28 protein-coding genes are annotated in these 14,986 nt (G+C 35.8%); all 28 read right to left on the bottom strand.

Features of this window, described 5'->3' with window-relative positions; translation table 11 throughout:
• Positions 1–13: 13 nt before the first annotated feature.
• The 28 genes from rpsI to JJ844_02780 all read right to left on the bottom strand — a co-directional run bounded on the left by rpsI (position 14) and on the right by JJ844_02780 (position 14,728).
• Entirely contained in the window at positions 14–424 is a 411-nt protein-coding gene (rpsI, locus tag JJ844_02645; GenBank protein MBO6974576.1) for a 30S ribosomal protein S9, read from the bottom strand.
• A gap of 9 nt (positions 425–433) precedes the next feature.
• On the bottom strand, positions 434–865 hold the full coding sequence (gene rplM / locus JJ844_02650; protein MBO6974577.1) for a 50S ribosomal protein L13: 432 nt from the start codon (positions 863–865) through the stop codon (positions 434–436).
• Positions 866–980: 115 nt separating this feature from the next.
• Entirely contained in the window at positions 981–1,787 is an 807-nt protein-coding gene (gene truA / locus JJ844_02655; GenBank protein ID MBO6974578.1) for a tRNA pseudouridine(38-40) synthase TruA, read from the bottom strand.
• 37 nt (positions 1,788–1,824) lie between these two features.
• Positions 1,825–2,175: a 50S ribosomal protein L17 gene (rplQ, locus tag JJ844_02660; protein MBO6974579.1), complete on the bottom strand. Its 351-nt coding sequence runs from the start codon at positions 2,173–2,175 to the stop codon at positions 1,825–1,827.
• Between the two features lie 14 nt (positions 2,176–2,189).
• Positions 2,190–3,128, bottom strand: coding sequence for a DNA-directed RNA polymerase subunit alpha (locus JJ844_02665; GenBank protein ID MBO6974580.1), 939 nt, complete (start codon positions 3,126–3,128; stop codon positions 2,190–2,192).
• A gap of 52 nt (positions 3,129–3,180) precedes the next feature.
• On the bottom strand, positions 3,181–3,573 hold the full coding sequence (gene rpsK / locus JJ844_02670; protein MBO6974581.1) for a 30S ribosomal protein S11: 393 nt from the start codon (positions 3,571–3,573) through the stop codon (positions 3,181–3,183).
• A gap of 39 nt (positions 3,574–3,612) precedes the next feature.
• Positions 3,613–3,978 carry a 30S ribosomal protein S13 gene (gene rpsM, locus JJ844_02675; protein MBO6974582.1) on the bottom strand — a complete coding sequence of 122 codons (366 nt, stop codon included), beginning with the start codon at positions 3,976–3,978 and terminating at the stop codon, positions 3,613–3,615.
• Positions 3,979–4,018: 40 nt separating this feature from the next.
• Positions 4,019–4,135 carry a 50S ribosomal protein L36 gene (gene rpmJ / locus JJ844_02680; protein MBO6974583.1) on the bottom strand — a complete coding sequence of 39 codons (117 nt, stop codon included), beginning with the start codon at positions 4,133–4,135 and terminating at the stop codon, positions 4,019–4,021.
• A gap of 45 nt (positions 4,136–4,180) precedes the next feature.
• Positions 4,181–4,729 carry an adenylate kinase gene (locus tag JJ844_02685; GenBank protein ID MBO6974584.1) on the bottom strand — a complete coding sequence of 183 codons (549 nt, stop codon included), beginning with the start codon at positions 4,727–4,729 and terminating at the stop codon, positions 4,181–4,183.
• Complete coding sequence (secY, locus tag JJ844_02690; GenBank protein ID MBO6974585.1) at positions 4,729–6,048, bottom strand: preprotein translocase subunit SecY; 1,320 nt, start codon at positions 6,046–6,048, stop codon at positions 4,729–4,731. The genes JJ844_02685 and secY overlap by 1 nt, the downstream gene beginning before the upstream one ends.
• Before the next feature lie 31 nt (positions 6,049–6,079).
• The gene (locus tag JJ844_02695) at positions 6,080–6,535 is read right to left on the bottom strand and encodes a 50S ribosomal protein L15 (protein ID MBO6974586.1); all 456 of its coding nucleotides are present in this window, start codon (positions 6,533–6,535) and stop codon (positions 6,080–6,082) included.
• A 5-nt stretch (positions 6,536–6,540) separates the two neighbouring features.
• Positions 6,541–7,161, bottom strand: coding sequence for a 30S ribosomal protein S5 (gene rpsE / locus JJ844_02700; GenBank protein MBO6974587.1), 621 nt, complete (start codon positions 7,159–7,161; stop codon positions 6,541–6,543).
• Between the two features lie 15 nt (positions 7,162–7,176).
• On the bottom strand, positions 7,177–7,545 hold the full coding sequence (locus JJ844_02705) for a 50S ribosomal protein L18 (GenBank protein ID MBO6974588.1): 369 nt from the start codon (positions 7,543–7,545) through the stop codon (positions 7,177–7,179).
• 14 nt (positions 7,546–7,559) lie between these two features.
• Positions 7,560–8,099 (bottom strand): 50S ribosomal protein L6, encoded by a 540-nt coding sequence (rplF, locus tag JJ844_02710; GenBank protein ID MBO6974589.1) that lies wholly within the window; start codon positions 8,097–8,099, stop codon positions 7,560–7,562.
• Between the two features lie 12 nt (positions 8,100–8,111).
• On the bottom strand, positions 8,112–8,513 hold the full coding sequence (gene rpsH / locus JJ844_02715; protein MBO6974590.1) for a 30S ribosomal protein S8: 402 nt from the start codon (positions 8,511–8,513) through the stop codon (positions 8,112–8,114).
• Between the two features lie 9 nt (positions 8,514–8,522).
• Entirely contained in the window at positions 8,523–9,062 is a 540-nt protein-coding gene (rplE, locus tag JJ844_02720; protein MBO6974591.1) for a 50S ribosomal protein L5, read from the bottom strand.
• Between the two features lie 74 nt (positions 9,063–9,136).
• A complete protein-coding gene (locus JJ844_02725; GenBank protein MBO6974592.1) occupies positions 9,137–9,493 on the bottom strand; it encodes a 50S ribosomal protein L24 in 357 nt (118 codons plus the stop codon).
• A complete protein-coding gene (rplN, locus tag JJ844_02730; protein MBO6974593.1) occupies positions 9,494–9,859 on the bottom strand; it encodes a 50S ribosomal protein L14 in 366 nt (121 codons plus the stop codon).
• The gene (gene rpsQ, locus JJ844_02735; GenBank protein MBO6974594.1) at positions 9,856–10,122 is read right to left on the bottom strand and encodes a 30S ribosomal protein S17; all 267 of its coding nucleotides are present in this window, start codon (positions 10,120–10,122) and stop codon (positions 9,856–9,858) included. The genes rplN and rpsQ overlap by 4 nt, the downstream gene beginning before the upstream one ends.
• A 9-nt stretch (positions 10,123–10,131) precedes the next feature.
• Positions 10,132–10,350, bottom strand: a complete 219-nt coding sequence (locus JJ844_02740) for a 50S ribosomal protein L29 (protein MBO6974595.1) — start codon at positions 10,348–10,350, stop codon at positions 10,132–10,134.
• Positions 10,347–10,829: a 50S ribosomal protein L16 gene (gene rplP, locus JJ844_02745; GenBank protein MBO6974596.1), complete on the bottom strand. Its 483-nt coding sequence runs from the start codon at positions 10,827–10,829 to the stop codon at positions 10,347–10,349. Before rplP ends, JJ844_02740 begins: the two co-directional genes overlap by 4 nt.
• Before the next feature lie 11 nt (positions 10,830–10,840).
• Positions 10,841–11,572 (bottom strand): 30S ribosomal protein S3, encoded by a 732-nt coding sequence (rpsC, locus tag JJ844_02750; protein MBO6974597.1) that lies wholly within the window; start codon positions 11,570–11,572, stop codon positions 10,841–10,843.
• A complete protein-coding gene (gene rplV / locus JJ844_02755) occupies positions 11,572–11,958 on the bottom strand; it encodes a 50S ribosomal protein L22 (protein MBO6974598.1) in 387 nt (128 codons plus the stop codon). The genes rpsC and rplV overlap by 1 nt, the downstream gene beginning before the upstream one ends.
• On the bottom strand, positions 11,955–12,233 hold the full coding sequence (rpsS, locus tag JJ844_02760; protein ID MBO6974599.1) for a 30S ribosomal protein S19: 279 nt from the start codon (positions 12,231–12,233) through the stop codon (positions 11,955–11,957). Before rpsS ends, rplV begins: the two co-directional genes overlap by 4 nt.
• A gap of 37 nt (positions 12,234–12,270) precedes the next feature.
• Positions 12,271–13,134 carry a 50S ribosomal protein L2 gene (rplB, locus tag JJ844_02765; GenBank protein ID MBO6974600.1) on the bottom strand — a complete coding sequence of 288 codons (864 nt, stop codon included), beginning with the start codon at positions 13,132–13,134 and terminating at the stop codon, positions 12,271–12,273.
• A gap of 12 nt (positions 13,135–13,146) precedes the next feature.
• On the bottom strand, positions 13,147–13,449 hold the full coding sequence (locus JJ844_02770) for a 50S ribosomal protein L23 (protein ID MBO6974601.1): 303 nt from the start codon (positions 13,447–13,449) through the stop codon (positions 13,147–13,149).
• Positions 13,446–14,078 carry a 50S ribosomal protein L4 gene (rplD, locus tag JJ844_02775; GenBank protein MBO6974602.1) on the bottom strand — a complete coding sequence of 211 codons (633 nt, stop codon included), beginning with the start codon at positions 14,076–14,078 and terminating at the stop codon, positions 13,446–13,448. Before rplD ends, JJ844_02770 begins: the two co-directional genes overlap by 4 nt.
• Entirely contained in the window at positions 14,075–14,728 is a 654-nt protein-coding gene (locus JJ844_02780) for a 50S ribosomal protein L3 (protein MBO6974603.1), read from the bottom strand. Before JJ844_02780 ends, rplD begins: the two co-directional genes overlap by 4 nt.
• Positions 14,729–14,986 lie beyond the last annotated feature (258 nt).

Here is a 14,986-nt window from a genome sequence, read left to right on the forward strand (position 1 = left end):
GATTTAAATTCCTTTAACGTTTAGAGAATTGAGGAGCTTTTCTTGCTTTTTTAAGACCATATTTTCTTCTTTCCTTAGCTCTAGGATCTCTACTGAGATGGCCTTCAGTTTTTAACGGTTTTCTATTGTCAGGAGATAATTCGCAAAGTGCTCTTGCTGCTCCTTGCTTTATAGCATCTGCTTGACCTGTCAATCCACCACCAAAGACATTTACCAGGATATCATAAGAATTTTCAAGTCCTAATGTTTGCAAAGGTGCTTTTATTGAATTTAAGTGCAAAGGGTTAAAGTTTAAGTAATCATCTCCAGAACGACCATTAATTTTTATTAGTCCATTTCCTGGAATCAAGCGAACTCTAGCTACTGAAGTTTTTCTTCTTCCAGTTCCCCAATACACAGCTTTGTTTTTTATTTGACTATTCATTTTGATAAATTAACTATTTAATAATACAGGATTCTGAGCAGCATGAGGATGATCAGCACCTTTATAAACTTTTAGTTTTTTAAATTGCTGTCTTCCTAAGGAGTTATGTGGCAGCATACCCTTAACAGCTTGCTCGATGATTCTTTCTGGAATTCTTTCTTGAAGAGACTCAAATTTTTCAATTTTCATACCTCCTGGTCTTCCAGAATGTCTCCTATACAACTTTTGTGATGCTTTTTTACCTGTTACCTCAACTTTTTCGGCATTTACTACAATGACAAAATCTCCAGTATCTAGATGAGGTGTAAATGTTGGTTTATTCTTACCTCTCAATACAGTTGCAATTTCTGTAGCAAGTCTACCAAGTGTCTTATCTTTTGCGTCAACTAAAAACCAATTCCTTTCAATGGTTTCTAAAGATGGAGTAATTGTTTTATTCATTTACCAAACTTATGCAAATAAATTTAAAGTTAGTTCTAAATTCTACCTTATTGGAGGAATATTAAACAACAGTTTTGAATGATTTATACATAAAATTCGCTTAATTAAACTTTACTTAAGAAAAACCCTTAATTAAAAATACAGGGAAGAAATCTTTGTTATTAATCTTTTTAAAAACATTTTCTTCATAAACAGCATTTACAAAACATAAACCCTTAGCTGGAGCAGATTCTTTAACATCATTTTTCTTTTTGTTTACCCATCTATCTGTAAAAATTTCTGGCGATATTTTTTTTTCTCCAACTAAAACTAATTGCCCAATAATTAAACGGACCATCCCATATAGAAAACCAGTAGCTTTAATATCAACAAAAATCAAATCTTCTACTCTTTTGATATCTATTTTTTTTATTTTTGTAATAGAGTTTGTTCTATTACTACCACTTTTCTGAAAAGCAAAAAAGTCATGTTCTCCTTCCATTTTCTTGGATGCAGATAACATTAAAACTTCATCTAATACTTTTTGATATCTATGCCATGACCAATTATTGATAAACAAGTTAGGGAATTTACTGTTATTAATGACATACCGATAATGTCTATACAATGCTGAATAGCATGCATGCCAACTATCTTTAACCTCAACTGATTCCAAGACCCTAATTGTTGAGGGTAAAAGACTATTTAAAACATCAGAATAACTATTTCCTGGAATAATACAATCAACATCAAAGTGTACTACTTGACCTGATGCATGAACCCCAGCATCAGTCCTACCTGCTGCAAAAGTCTTTACTGTATGATTTGTAATCTTTAAGAGAGCTCTATCTAAAATTTCTTGAACAGTAGTTGCATTTTCTTGTTTTTGCCAACCTGAATAATGAGATCCATCATATTGGATTAGTAAAGCTACCCTTTTCAAAAGTTATTTTTTAGCAAAAGCCTCTTTATTAACTAACTTAAACAAGTTCGATTATGGCCATCTGAGCATTATCACCTTTTCTAGATACAGTTCTGACTATTCGTGTATAACCACCATTTCTGTCTCCATATCTTTCCTTTGCTTTTTCAAATAATGAATGAACTAATTTCTTATCATAAATATAACCTATAGCCCTTCTCCTAGAGGCTAAACTTCCATCTTTAGCGAGTGAAATCATTCGTTCAGCTTCATTTCTTAAAGCTTTTGCCCTAGCTTTTGTTGTAGTTACTCTACCTTCCCTAATTAATTGTGTAGTTAAACCTCTTAGAAGTGCTTTCCTCTGGTCAGTAGGTTTACTTAATAATGGAATTCTAAGTTGGTGTCTCATAATCTTAAAAATGGTTAAACAGATGTTCTGCTTTGTGGGATAGAAATGCCGATGCGCTCAAGAGCCTCAATAACCTCATCTGCAGATTTAGAGCCAAAGTTCTTAATTTCAAGAAGATCTTCATAGCTGAAGCCCATTAAATCCGAAACTGAGTTAACTTGAGCCCTTTTCAAACAATTATATGCTCTAACGGACAAGTTTAGTTCCTCAAGAGGAATTTGGGCTTCAGGAGATGGTTCAGGTTCTTCAGGAATTTCCTCAACCATTGTGACAGTAGCGAGAGGTTGAAACAGTTCTATTAACTGATTTGCAGCTTCAGCAATAGCATCATCAGGGCTTGTTGAGCCATCTGTTACTACTTCCATTTTTAATCTTTCTCTTCCTGTTCCGCCTTCTGCTACAGCAGTTTCATCAATCGTAAAATTAACTCTTTTGACTGGCATAAATACAGCATCTATTTGAAGTAAATCAATAGCTGTTGTCTCTTCACTCTTACGGTCGACGGGTCTATATCCAACACCTCTTTCAACATGGATTTCCAACTCTAAGTTATGACCCTCCTGAATAGTCGCAATCGGTTTTTCACCATCAACAATTTCAACTTGAGAGGAGAATTGAATGTCATTCGCCTTGACATCCATTGGACCACTTGCTACTAACCTGCCGATTTCGAGCTCTGGATTAGAACTATTTATTGATAGTTGCTTACAATTGAGAAGGATATCTAAAACGTCTTCTCTAACTCCAGGAATAGTGGCATATTCATGATTAATCCCTGCTATTCTTACTGCAGTAACTGCACTCCCTTCAAGTCCTCCCATAAGGACTCTTCTAAGAGAATTACCCAAAGTTGTAGCTTGTCCCCTTTCTAGAGGGCCAATTAAAAAAGTTCCTGTTTGGGAGCGATCATCTGCTATTTGATGGTCGATTCTGTCAATCTGGTATTGCAACACGGAAAAAAATAAGGTTGAAAGTTTTTTGGGGGGGGTTGAGAATGTTTAAGATCTAAACTCTTCTTCGTTTAGGTCTTCTGCATCCATTATGAGGTAATGGAGTCACATCTCTTATAAGAGTTATTTCTAAACCAGCCACTTGTAAAGCTCTTATGGCCGTTTCCCTACCTGAACCTGGTCCTCTAACCAATACTTCTATTTGTCTCATGCCTTGATCAAGTGCTCTCCTAGCTGCAGCTTCAGCTGCTGTTTGGGCCGCAAACGGGGTGCCTTTACGAGCACCTTTAAATCCACTGGCACCTGCAGAAGACCAAGAAATTACATGACCAGAAGTGTCAGTAATTGAAACGATAGTGTTATTAAATGTGCTTTGAATATGTACCACACCATTTGGTACATTTCTTTTAGATTTCTTTGAACCTTGTTTTTTTACTGTAGCTGCCATGATGATTTAAAACTGGAGTAAGTGAGTAGATTTAGTTAATTATTTTTTTCTTCCAGCAACTGTTTTTCTTGAACCCCGCCTGGTTCTCGCATTAGTTCTAGTTCTTTGGCCTCGTACTGGAAGACTCATCCTATGCCTTCTTCCTCTGACACAACCAATATCTTGAAGACGTTTTAAGGCCATTCCCTCTTTTCTTCTCAAATCTCCTTCTAAAGTGAATTCCTCTGTAGCAACTCTAAGTTTTTGCACATCAGAATCTGAAAGATCTTTGACACGAATATCTGGGCTTACACCCGTGTTTGCAAGAATTAGCTTTGATCTTGTTAAACCAATTCCATAGACGTATGTAAGTGCAATTTCGACTCGCTTTTCGCGAGGTATGTCAATTCCTGCAATCCTGGCCACGTGTTTTGAGTAAGTAAAAGTTTGAATTAAGGGTTGAGTTTTAACCCTGACGCTGTTTATTTCGAGGTCTTTTCTTGTTAATAACAAAGATTTTACCTCTTCTCCTCACGATCTGATCGTCAGGACTAATTTTTTTAACTGAAGATCTGACCTTCATAAGGGTTTTACAAATAAAACGTTAATACTATATTCTACATCATCATCAAGCCATTTTTTGTTTGATATCAGAGGAAATGGTTTTTAAATCTCTATCTGCATCAATATATTTTAACAATGAAAGATCTTTAAAATATTGAATCAAAGGTTCTGTGGTTTTTTTATAAATATCAACTCTTTTTCTAATAGTCTCTTCAGTATCATCATTTCTCCCTCTCAGAAGCAAGCGCTTAATAAGAACTTCTTCTGGAATATCTAAGTAAAAAACAACTTCTAAAGGTTGATTTATTTCAATTAAGACCTCGTTCAACGAATTTGCTTGAGATAAATTTCTTGGGTAGCCATCAAGAATCCAACCTTTATTATCGTTATCTAAATTTTGCCTTACTATTTTTAGTACAAGTTCGTCGCTAACAAGCTCTCCTCGGTTAATAATATCCTTAACCTGTCTACCAAGGATAGAATCTATTTCGATTTCTTTTCTTAATAATTCTCCTGTAGAAAGGTGCAAGTAAGAGTTGGTTTGACTTAATAATTGAGCCTGAGTCCCTTTCCCTGCTCCAGGAGCACCTAAAAATAGTAAGTGTTTTTTCATTAATTATTAATTAGTCCCTCATACCTTTGAGAAATAACATAGGTTTGGATTTGCTTAGCAGTATCAATAGCTACACCCACGAGGATCAATAATGAGGTTGCACCTAAACCTTGAAAAGTCTGAACATTTGTTGCTCTTTCTACTGCAGCTGGGATTATAGCTACTGATCCCAGAAATAATCCTCCTAATAATGTCAACCTATTTTGTATGCCTGATAAGTAATTTGTCGTATTACTTCCAGGACGAACACCTGGTATTGCCACTCCTCCTTTCTTTAGATTTGATGCAACATCTACTGGATTAATAGTAAGTGAAGCATAGAAAAAGGAGAATCCCAAAATCAAGGAAAAGAATGTGAGAGCATATGGCCATGGATTTGAAGATCCAGGATTTAAACTACTAGCTAACTTTATTAAGACTGGATTACCAGTTACATTTGCAATTGTTATTGGTAAAAAAATTAAAGCAGATGCAAAGATAATAGGCATGACTCCTCCTGCATTTAATTTGAGAGGTAAATAACTTTGCCTTGTAGGAAGTAATGTTGCATTTCCAATTTGTCTTTTTGCACTAACAATAGGAATCCGTCTCGCTCCCTCCTGTACAAAAATTATGCCGACAATTGTCAGTAAAAAGACTCCAAGTAGAACTGCTATTCCTAAAACATCACCTCTATCCCCTGTTTGAGCTTTTTCAATAGTTGAACTTAGAGCCTTTGGCAAAGTAGCAACAATGTTTAAAAATATTACCAATGAAGCTCCTTGTCCAATCCCTTTCTCTGTAATAATTTCACTAAACCACATCACTAACATTGAGCCAGTAACTAAGGCAATAGATGTTTGTAAGACAAAAGTAGTTTCACTTATCCCCTGAATTGCATATTGTCTAAGGATTAAAGAAAAAATGATACTCTGCAAAAATCCCCAACCCAAAGAAACATATCTAGTTATTTGAGCAATTTTTCTTCTCCCCGCTTCTCCTTCATTTTTTTGTAAATCTTCAAGAACTGGCAATGAAGCTGTGAGAAGCTGAATAATAATTGATGCGTTGATAAAAGGAAGTATGCCTAATGCGAATATTCCTAGGGTTGAAATTCCTCCGCCAGTAAAAATATCTAAGAAACCTATTAATTGACCTCCTTGATCTATAAAACTTTTAAACGCAACCCTATCAATACCTGGCATAGGGATATAGATACCAAGCCTTACTAAAAGAAGAAGACCTAAAGTTGTTAAAACTCTGCTCCTTAACTCCTTATTTAAAAATAATTGGGAGAGTATTTCTGAAGCGCTAGGATTTCTACTTTTGTTTACAAACATTTTGATACTTTCCTAAATTTTAGTAAATTTATTAATTATTTATAAGCTCGCAAGATCCGCCTGCATCCTCAATTTTTTGTTTTGCAACTTTTGTGAATGCATGAGCTTGTACTGTCAATTTTACACTAACTTTCCCATTACCAAGAATTTTTAAAGGAAATTTTGGCTTAAAAATCAATCCTTTCTTGACTAGTGAATCAAGGTTAACAGTATCGTTATCTTTGAAATCGTTTAATTTATCTATATTTATTATGGAAAAATTCTTTTGATTAATTATTTCAAAGTGCTTTAATTTTGGAACTCTTCTATATAAAGGCATTTGGCCACCTTCAAAACCTGGACGTGTAGGTCTTCCAGAACGTGACTTTTGTCCTCTCATTCCAAAACCACATGAAGCACCCTGACCGGCCGCAATACCTCTTCCCTTTCTTAATTTTTTCTTTCTCGAACCAGAGTTTGATTTAAGTGTATTCAATGTTGAAGTCATAATTTTCAAGAATAGAGCTGTTCAAGTGAGATTCCTCTCTCCCTTGAAACAGATTTGTGTGTTCTTAATTGAGAAAGAGCCACCATAGCAGCTCTCGCATTATTCAAAGGTGTTTTACTACCTAATCTTTTTGCTAAGACATTTTTTATGCCCGCTAGTTCTAAAACTGTTCTTATTGAACCACCAGCGATTACACCAGTACCTGGAGCAGCTGGCCTAATCAGTACGTTAGCGGCACCATTTCTACCTTTAGATAAAGTTGGTATTGAATTATTTGGAGTTAAGGGAACCCTAACAAGATTCTTTTTGCCATCTGAAACTCCCTTTCTAACAGCACCAATCACATCTCCAGCTTTTCCAACTCCAACTCCAACTTGACCTTTCTCATTACCAACAATAACGATTGCCCTAAAACTCATTTTTTTTCCGCCTTTAACAGTTTTAGATACGCGTCTTATTTGAACAACCCTTTCTTGCCAATCAGAATCTCTTTCTAGATTTTTTGAATCACCTCTTCTATTTCTTTTTCGATCATTTCGATTATTCTTTTTTTGTTCCACAGGCATTGCCCCAGGAACGTTATCGTTCTTGGATTGAATTTCTTGTTTTATTGGAGTGTCAGTCATAGTAAAAATTAAGATTTAGAATTCAAGGCCAGCTTCACGAGCAGCGTCTGCAAGTGCCTTTACTCTGCCGTGATATAAATTACCTCCACGGTCAAAAATTACTTGCTTGATACCTTTTTTTATCGCTCTATTAGCTAGTAATTTTCCAACAATAGAAGAAGAGTTACAATCAGAGGGTAATTTCTCTGATTTTTCTCTGAGTTCTTTATCAACGGTTGAAGCTGAGCAAATAGTTTTCTGAGCACTATCATCTATAACCTGGGCATAAATATGATTATTAGAGCGGAAAACAGACAATCTTGGACGCGTTGCATCTCCAATTAAGAATCTTCTTAATCTTTTGTGTCTTTTTTGAGTTTGTAATTTTCTGGAAAGTTTGGTCATTTTTTTAAATGGAATTATTTTTTGCCAGATTTACCAGCTTTTCTGAGAATTCTCTCATCATGGTACTTAATTCCTTTACCTTTATATGGCTCTGGAGGTCTAATTGATCTGATTTTTGCTGCTTCATTGCCAACAATTTCCTTATCAATTCCAGATACAGTAACGTTTGTATTACTTTCAACCTTGTATGTTATACCATCAGGGGGGATCATTTCTACAGGATGACTATATCCTGCACTTACAACTAGATTTTTACCTTTTACTTGTGCTCTTGATCCAACGCCAACAATTTCTAGTTTCTTTGAAAAACCTTGAGTAACCCCTTCAACCATATTAGCGAGTAAGGCTCTACATAAACCATGTCTCTGCCTTGAATGTATTTTGGTGGTAGTAGGAATTACTACAACAGTATTATCTTTCTTATCAAAACTAACTCCCTCAGGCATGACACGTTTTAATTCACCCTTTGGGCCTTTTACTGTAACTTTTAATCCATCAAAATCAACTGTAACTTTCTCTGGAATAAGTACTGGTGTTTTTCCGATTCTTGACATGATTAATTCTCCTTAATAAACATAGCAGAGGACTTCGCCGCCAATGCCTTGCTTCCTAGCATCGCGATCACTCATGACGCCTTTAGAAGTTGATATTATGGCAACTCCAAGACCTCCAAGAACTTTTGGTAAACCCCTGGTATTTTTATAAATTCTCAAACCAGGTTTACTAACTCTTTGCATAGATCTAATAGTAGGGAATTTGTTTTTACCACTATATTTAAGGCCGAGTATTATTTGTGATTTATAACCTTCACCTTCCTCATTAATATCAGAAATGAACCCCTCTTTTTGAAGCACTTTAGCGATACTTAAGGACATTTTTGAACCTGGAATTGTTGTGGTTGTATGCTTTTTCTGACTCGCATTTCTAATTCGAGTAAGCATATCTGAAATAGGATCGTGATTTGACATAGTTTTAATTTAATTCTTACTAAAAGGCATTCCTAACTCTTGCAAAAGAGCTTTACCTTCTTGATCTGATTTTGCACTAGTGACAATAGTTATATCCATACCTCTTATTGAATCTATTTTATCAAAAGAGATTTCAGGAAAAATCAATTGTTCTTTCACTCCAACGGTGTAATTCCCTCTCCCATCAAAACTTTTTGGATTAACTCCTCTAAAGTCTCTTATTCTTGGTAAAGCTAGATTTATAAATCTCTCCAAAAAGGAATACATCCTGTCTCCTCTCAAAGTTACAGTACAACCAATCGGCATGCCCTCACGAATTTTAAAACCCGCAATAGCTTTTTTAGCCCTAGTTACTAAGGCCTTTTGTCCTGTAATTGTTGCCATTTCGTTTAAAGAGGCTTCTAAAGCTTTCGAATTTGAAGCTGCCTCACCAAGACCTCTGTTAACGTTGACTTTGACAACTTTAGGTACTTGATGAATATTTTTAAGACCAAGGTCTTTTAAAAGTTTTGGTCTAATTGATTCTTTGTAGCGATTTTTTAGAGTCATAATTTTTTGTTAATTCTGGTCTTTGTCAGAATTGATAAATTAGAAAAAGATGAAATCTGGTTTCTGATGAAAAATTAATCAATTACTTCACCAGTTTTCTTCAATCTTCTTTTCTTAACACCCTCTTTATCAATAAAGTATTCAATCTTACTTGTAAGATTTTTATCCTTTGAAAAGAACATCACATTTGATGCATGTAAGGATGCTTCTTCTGTAAGTATTCTTCCAGTTTCTCCTTCCTGAGTTGGTTTTACATGTTTAGTCCTTAGATTAATTCCCTTAACTACTACTCTATTTTCCAGAGGGATAGTTTTTAAAACCTCACCAGTTTTCCCTTTGTCCTTGCCATTAATTACTTTTACCAAATCTCCAGTTTTGATTCTCATTTTTATTCTCTGGAAATTTTTCTTTTGTTTTAATGAATCCAACATTTAAATCACCTCCGGAGCAAGAGAAACAATCTTTGTATAATTTTTATCCCGCAGTTCTCTAGCTACAGGACCAAAGACTCTAGTACCTTTTGGATTCTTATCTTCATTAATCAAAACTGCAGCATTATCATCAAATCTGATTGAATTACCAGTATTTCTTCTTAATGTTGCTTTAGTTCTGACTATAACAGCTTTAACAACTTCAGATTTCTTAACTCCCATGTTAGGAAGAGCATCTTTTACACTTGCTACGATTACATCCCCAACATGAGCATACCTTCTATTAGAACCTAAGACCCTAATACATTGGAGTCTTTTTGCTCCGCTATTATCAGCAACTGTTAAATAAGTTTCTTGTTGAATCATTTTTTAACCTCCTTAGCCTTACTTGTTTTATTGAGAATCTCTTCTATTGCCCATCTTTTATGAGCACTGAGAGGTCTAGTTTCTCTAATTTTAACTCGATCACCTAAAACACATGTATTTTCGGGATCATGCGCCTTGTATCGTGTAGTTCTACTTACAATTTTTTTATAAGTGGGATGAGGATATCTGTTAATAACAGCAACAACAACTGTTTTGTCCATTTTGTCACTGACAACAGTACCAATTCTTTCTTTAAGTGCCATAACTAATAATTAAGCAGAAGTAGTTTCAGAAGCAGATTGACTCTTACTAAGAGTTAGTAATTGCGCAACTTGTTTCTTGATGATTTTAAATTTATGAGTTTCATTGAGCTGTCTCGTAGCTTGCTTGAATCTCAAATCAAAAAGATCTTTTCGTAATTCGTTAATCTTTTCAGTAATTTGATCAGAATTTAATTTTTTAAATTCTTTAAAAGACTCAGTGTTTTTCATTTTTTAACCTCCTCTTGAGATTTTTTACTATTCTTTGTATTTTCTTGCGAGGAATCCTCTAGATTTTTATCAATGGAGATAAACTTAGTTTTTACAGGAAGTTTGTATTGAGCCAGGCGCATAGCTTCCTTTGCAATTTCCTCAGTGATATCCTCACCACCCATTTCAAAAAGTATTCTTCCAGGTTTCACAACTGCGACCCAAAACTCTGGATTACCTTTACCAGAACCCATTCTGGTTTCGGCAGGTCTCATGGTTACAGGTTTATCAGGAAATATTCTTATCCAGATTTGACCACCACGTTTGATATATCTTGTCATAGCTCTTCTACTAGCTTCAATCTGACGTGCAGTTACCCATCCACAGTCTTGAGCTTGAAGAGCAAATTGACCGAATGCAATAGTATTACCTTTTGAGGCTACCCCCCTCATTCTGCCTCTATGCTGTTTACGAAATTTAGTACGTTTTGGACTAAGCATTTTTATACCTCCTATGAATTCTCATTTGAACGATCCTCAAATTGCTGAGGTCTTCTACTAGCTTTCCTCTTAGGGCTAGCACCCACAGGGATAGTTTGTTCTTCTTTAGGAAGAACCTCACCTTTGAAAACCCAAACTTTAATGCCCAGAACCCCGTAAGTTGTATTTGCTTCACGTGTTGCATAGTCAATTTCAGCTCTAAGTGTGTGTAAAGGTACTCTACCTTCTCTAGTCCATTCAGTTCTAGCAATTTCAGCACCATTCAACCTTCCACCTACTTGAATTTTAAGACCTAAGACTCCAGCCCTTTGTGCCCTTTGTAAGGCCATCCTTATAGTTCTTCTAAAAGCGACTCTTTTTTCTAGTTGTTGCGCAATATATTCAGCTAGTAAAAAAGCATCAGCATCTACTCGTTCAACTTCAACAACGTTTATTCTAACTTGCCTTGTTCTATCCCCTATAGTTTTTTGAATACCAGATCTTAATTCTTCAATACCACTTCCTTGTCTTCCAACTATGACTCCTGGTCTTGCTGTTTTTAATTCAAGTTCCAGTTGGTCAGCTTTTCTAGCTATTAAAACATCGCTAATTCCTGCTGCTCCATATTTTTTCTGTATGAAACTGCGAATTTTAAAATCTTCTTGTAGAAGAATTGGATATGTCTTGGAAGTAGCAAACCACTTAGAGCGATGCTCTTGTGTAATTCCTAATCTAAGTCCAGAAGGATGTATTTTATGTCCCATTAGTTTTGTACCTCCGCATTAGTTTGAGTAGAAACAGATTCAACAGAAATACTGATGTGGCAAGTCTGTTTTTTAATTGAGAAAGCTCGACCTTGAGCTCTAGGCCTATACCTTTTCATCACAGGACCACTATTAGCCCATGCAGAGGAAATCACTAAGGTGGATGGATCCATTCCAAGGTTATGTTCTGCGTTAGCAACTGCAGATCTAAGAACTTTAGTAATAGGGTCTGTAGATCTGTAAGGCATAAATTCCAACATAATCAATGCATCTCTATAAGACCTACCTCTTATCTGATCCAAAACTCTTCTCACTTTAGAGGCTGATCCGCGAACATAATTCCCATGAGCAATGGCTTTTTTTGATGTTTCAGGTGTTTTTGTCATGATTTTGCTCCTTTCTTATCTCTTATATGACCTCGATAAGTGCGTGTAGGAGCAAATTCACCGAGTTTATGACCAATCATTTGTTCAGTAATAAATACTGGGATATGAGTCTTGCCATTATGTACGGCAATTGTGTGACCGATCATCAAAGGTAAAATCGTAGATGATCTCGACCAAGTTTTGATAACAGACTTGTCATTATCAGTATTTTGTTTTTCTACCTTCTTGAGCAAGCTATCTGCTACAAAAGGTCCTTTTTTTAGTGAACGTCCCATGATTATGTAATAGAAATTGAAATAGTTAATGAAGTAATCAAGAGTCTCTTCCTCCTCTACTCCTCTTAGAAACGCGACGACGTCTTCGAACTACTAATTTATTACTTGGTTTGTTCTTTTTACGTGTCTTTAATCCAAGAGCTGGTTTACCCCATGGAGTAACTGGGCCTGCTCTACCAATTGGTGCTTTTCCCTCTCCCCCTCCATGTGGATGATCACATGGGTTCATTACACTACCTCTTACTTGTGGCCTTCTTCCAAGCCATCTTCTTCTTCCAGCTTTACCTAAGCTAGTATTTCTTATTTCAGAATTACCAACTTCTCCAAGAGTTGCATAGCATTCTTTTCGTACAAGTCTTACCTCAGTAGATGGGAGTTTTAAAGCAACATAATCTCCCTCTTTTGCCATAACTTGCGCACTAGCTCCTGCAGATCTAACCATCTGAGCGCCTCTACCTGCATATAACTCAACACAATGAACACTAGATCCTAATGGCATAACAGAAAGTGGCATTGCATTTCCGTCTTCAATAGGAACGCTTTCTCCAGATATGACATTTTGTCCGACTTTTACTCCAGCTGGAGCAATAATATATCTTTTTTCCCCATCTTCGTAGAATAAAAGTGCAAGCCTTGCATTTCTATGAGGATCGTAGTGAATAGCTGCAACTTTAGCGTTGATATTTCTTTTATCTCTTCTAAAGTCAACTAATCTATATTGCCTTTTGTGACCACCTCCACGATGACGACAAGTGATAACACCACGATTATTCCTACCTTTAACTCTATGTTTTGGAACTATTAGTGATCTTTCAGGTTTTGCACTTGTGATTTCGCTAAAGTCAGTAACTACTCTTTGCCTAGTGCCAGGTGTATAAGGTTTAAATTTACGTATTGCCATAATTAAAACTCCTTAAGATTCTGGAAATAGTTGGATTTTGTCTCCTTCAGCAAGACGTACAATTGCCTTCTTGACCTGAGAACGTTTACCGGAAAATTTCCCGACTCTTCTTGTTCTCCTAGGAGGATTCATAGTGTTAACTCCTATGACTTTAACACTGAACAAGGCTTCAATAGCTGCCTTTATTTGTGGTTTAGCCGCTCTATGATCTACTTCGAAAGTATATTGGTTAAGATCTAGTGCATTTGTAGCCTTTTCAGTAATAACTGGCTTTCGTATTACATCGGCTAAACGAGAATCGAATAATTTACTCATGATGCATAAACCTCCTGAATTTTATCTATCGCTGATTGACCTATTACCAATTTATTGGCATTGAGAATATCAAATACATTTAATTGATCGGCGGCAATTAATTTTACTTTCTCAATATTATTAATGGATTTTTTTATAATATCGGAAGGACTATCAAGAATAACCAAAACTTTTTCAGTTTTTTGTATACCTAATCGAGCAAGGCCATTGATGATATCACTTGTTTTAGGCTGCTTTAAAGTAGATCCAAAGTCTTCAACAGCCTTCATATCAGATACTCTGGACATAAGAGCTGTTCTAAGAGCTAATCTACGTTCCTTACGATTCATATCAAGATTGTAAGAACGTGGCTTCGGTCCAAAAATAATTCCGCCACCAGGTCTTAAGGGTGTTCTTATTGATCCTTGACGAGCTCTTCCTGTACCTTTTTGTTTGTATGGCTTTCTACCGCCCCCTCGCACTTCAGATCTTGTCAAAGTTGAGGCTGTCCCTTGTCTTTTATTTGCTAGCTGTCTAAGGACTGCTCTATGGATTAAGTCTGCCGAAGAAGTTTCTTTAGCAACTGCTAAATCAAGAGTAACTTTGCCTGATTTTTTACCATCCCACTTTAAAGTTTCAAGTGATGTCATGATTTTTCACCTCCTTTTTTGCCTACAACATTATTTGGCTTAATGTTGACAATTGAGCCAGGCTTACCTGGAACAGAACCCTTTACTACAAGCAAATTCTTCTGATCATCAATTTTTAGAACTAACAATCCTTTGGTAGTTATCTGTTTTCCTCCATATCTTCCTGCCATTCTTTTCCCTGGATAAATTCTACCCGGAGTTGTTCCTGCCCCTGTAGATCCTGGTGCTCTATGGTTTTTTGAACCATGACTCATAGGACCTCTGCTAAAACCATGTCTTTTCTGGTAACCTGCAAAACCTCTACCCATAGATTTGCCACTGATATCAACTTTTTGACCAACCTCAAAGTTTTTTACAGTTATTTGTTTTCCGATTTCATAAGATGAAGTTTCTTCAACCCTATATTCTTTCAAATGCTTTAAAAGTTCTTCACCTGATTTCAATAAGTGTCCCTTTTCAGGTTTGCTTAAATGCTTCTCTTTGGATAAGCCATAACCTATCTGAACGGCGGTATAACCATCCAAAGCAGTTGTTTTCAATTGAGTGACGCGGCACGGACCAGCCTCTATAAGAGTAACTGGTACCGAATTACCTTTATCATCGAAAAGTTGGGACATGCCCAATTTCTTTCCTAAAATTCCGATAGACATAAGACTAAATAAGGCTAGCTCGTAATAATTTTTCAATTATCTAAACCTTCAGTTATTAAGGTAAAGTTAATAAAAAAACAATTAATAAGGTCGAGACTTATCTGAAATAATAGATAGTTTCTCTCGGGATAAACCCACCTGAGTTTTTTTAACGAAACGCTAAAAAATGTGAAATTTTCAGAGGCTCGGCTAGCTTGCGAGCTTAAAAATTCACTGAATCACAATTGTACATCATCAAGTACCATAAAATAAAATAAA

It is taken from the genome of Prochlorococcus marinus CUG1435, assembly GCA_017644375.1.
In the GTDB taxonomy this organism is placed as follows: domain Bacteria; phylum Cyanobacteriota; class Cyanobacteriia; order PCC-6307; family Cyanobiaceae; genus Prochlorococcus_A; species Prochlorococcus_A marinus_AH.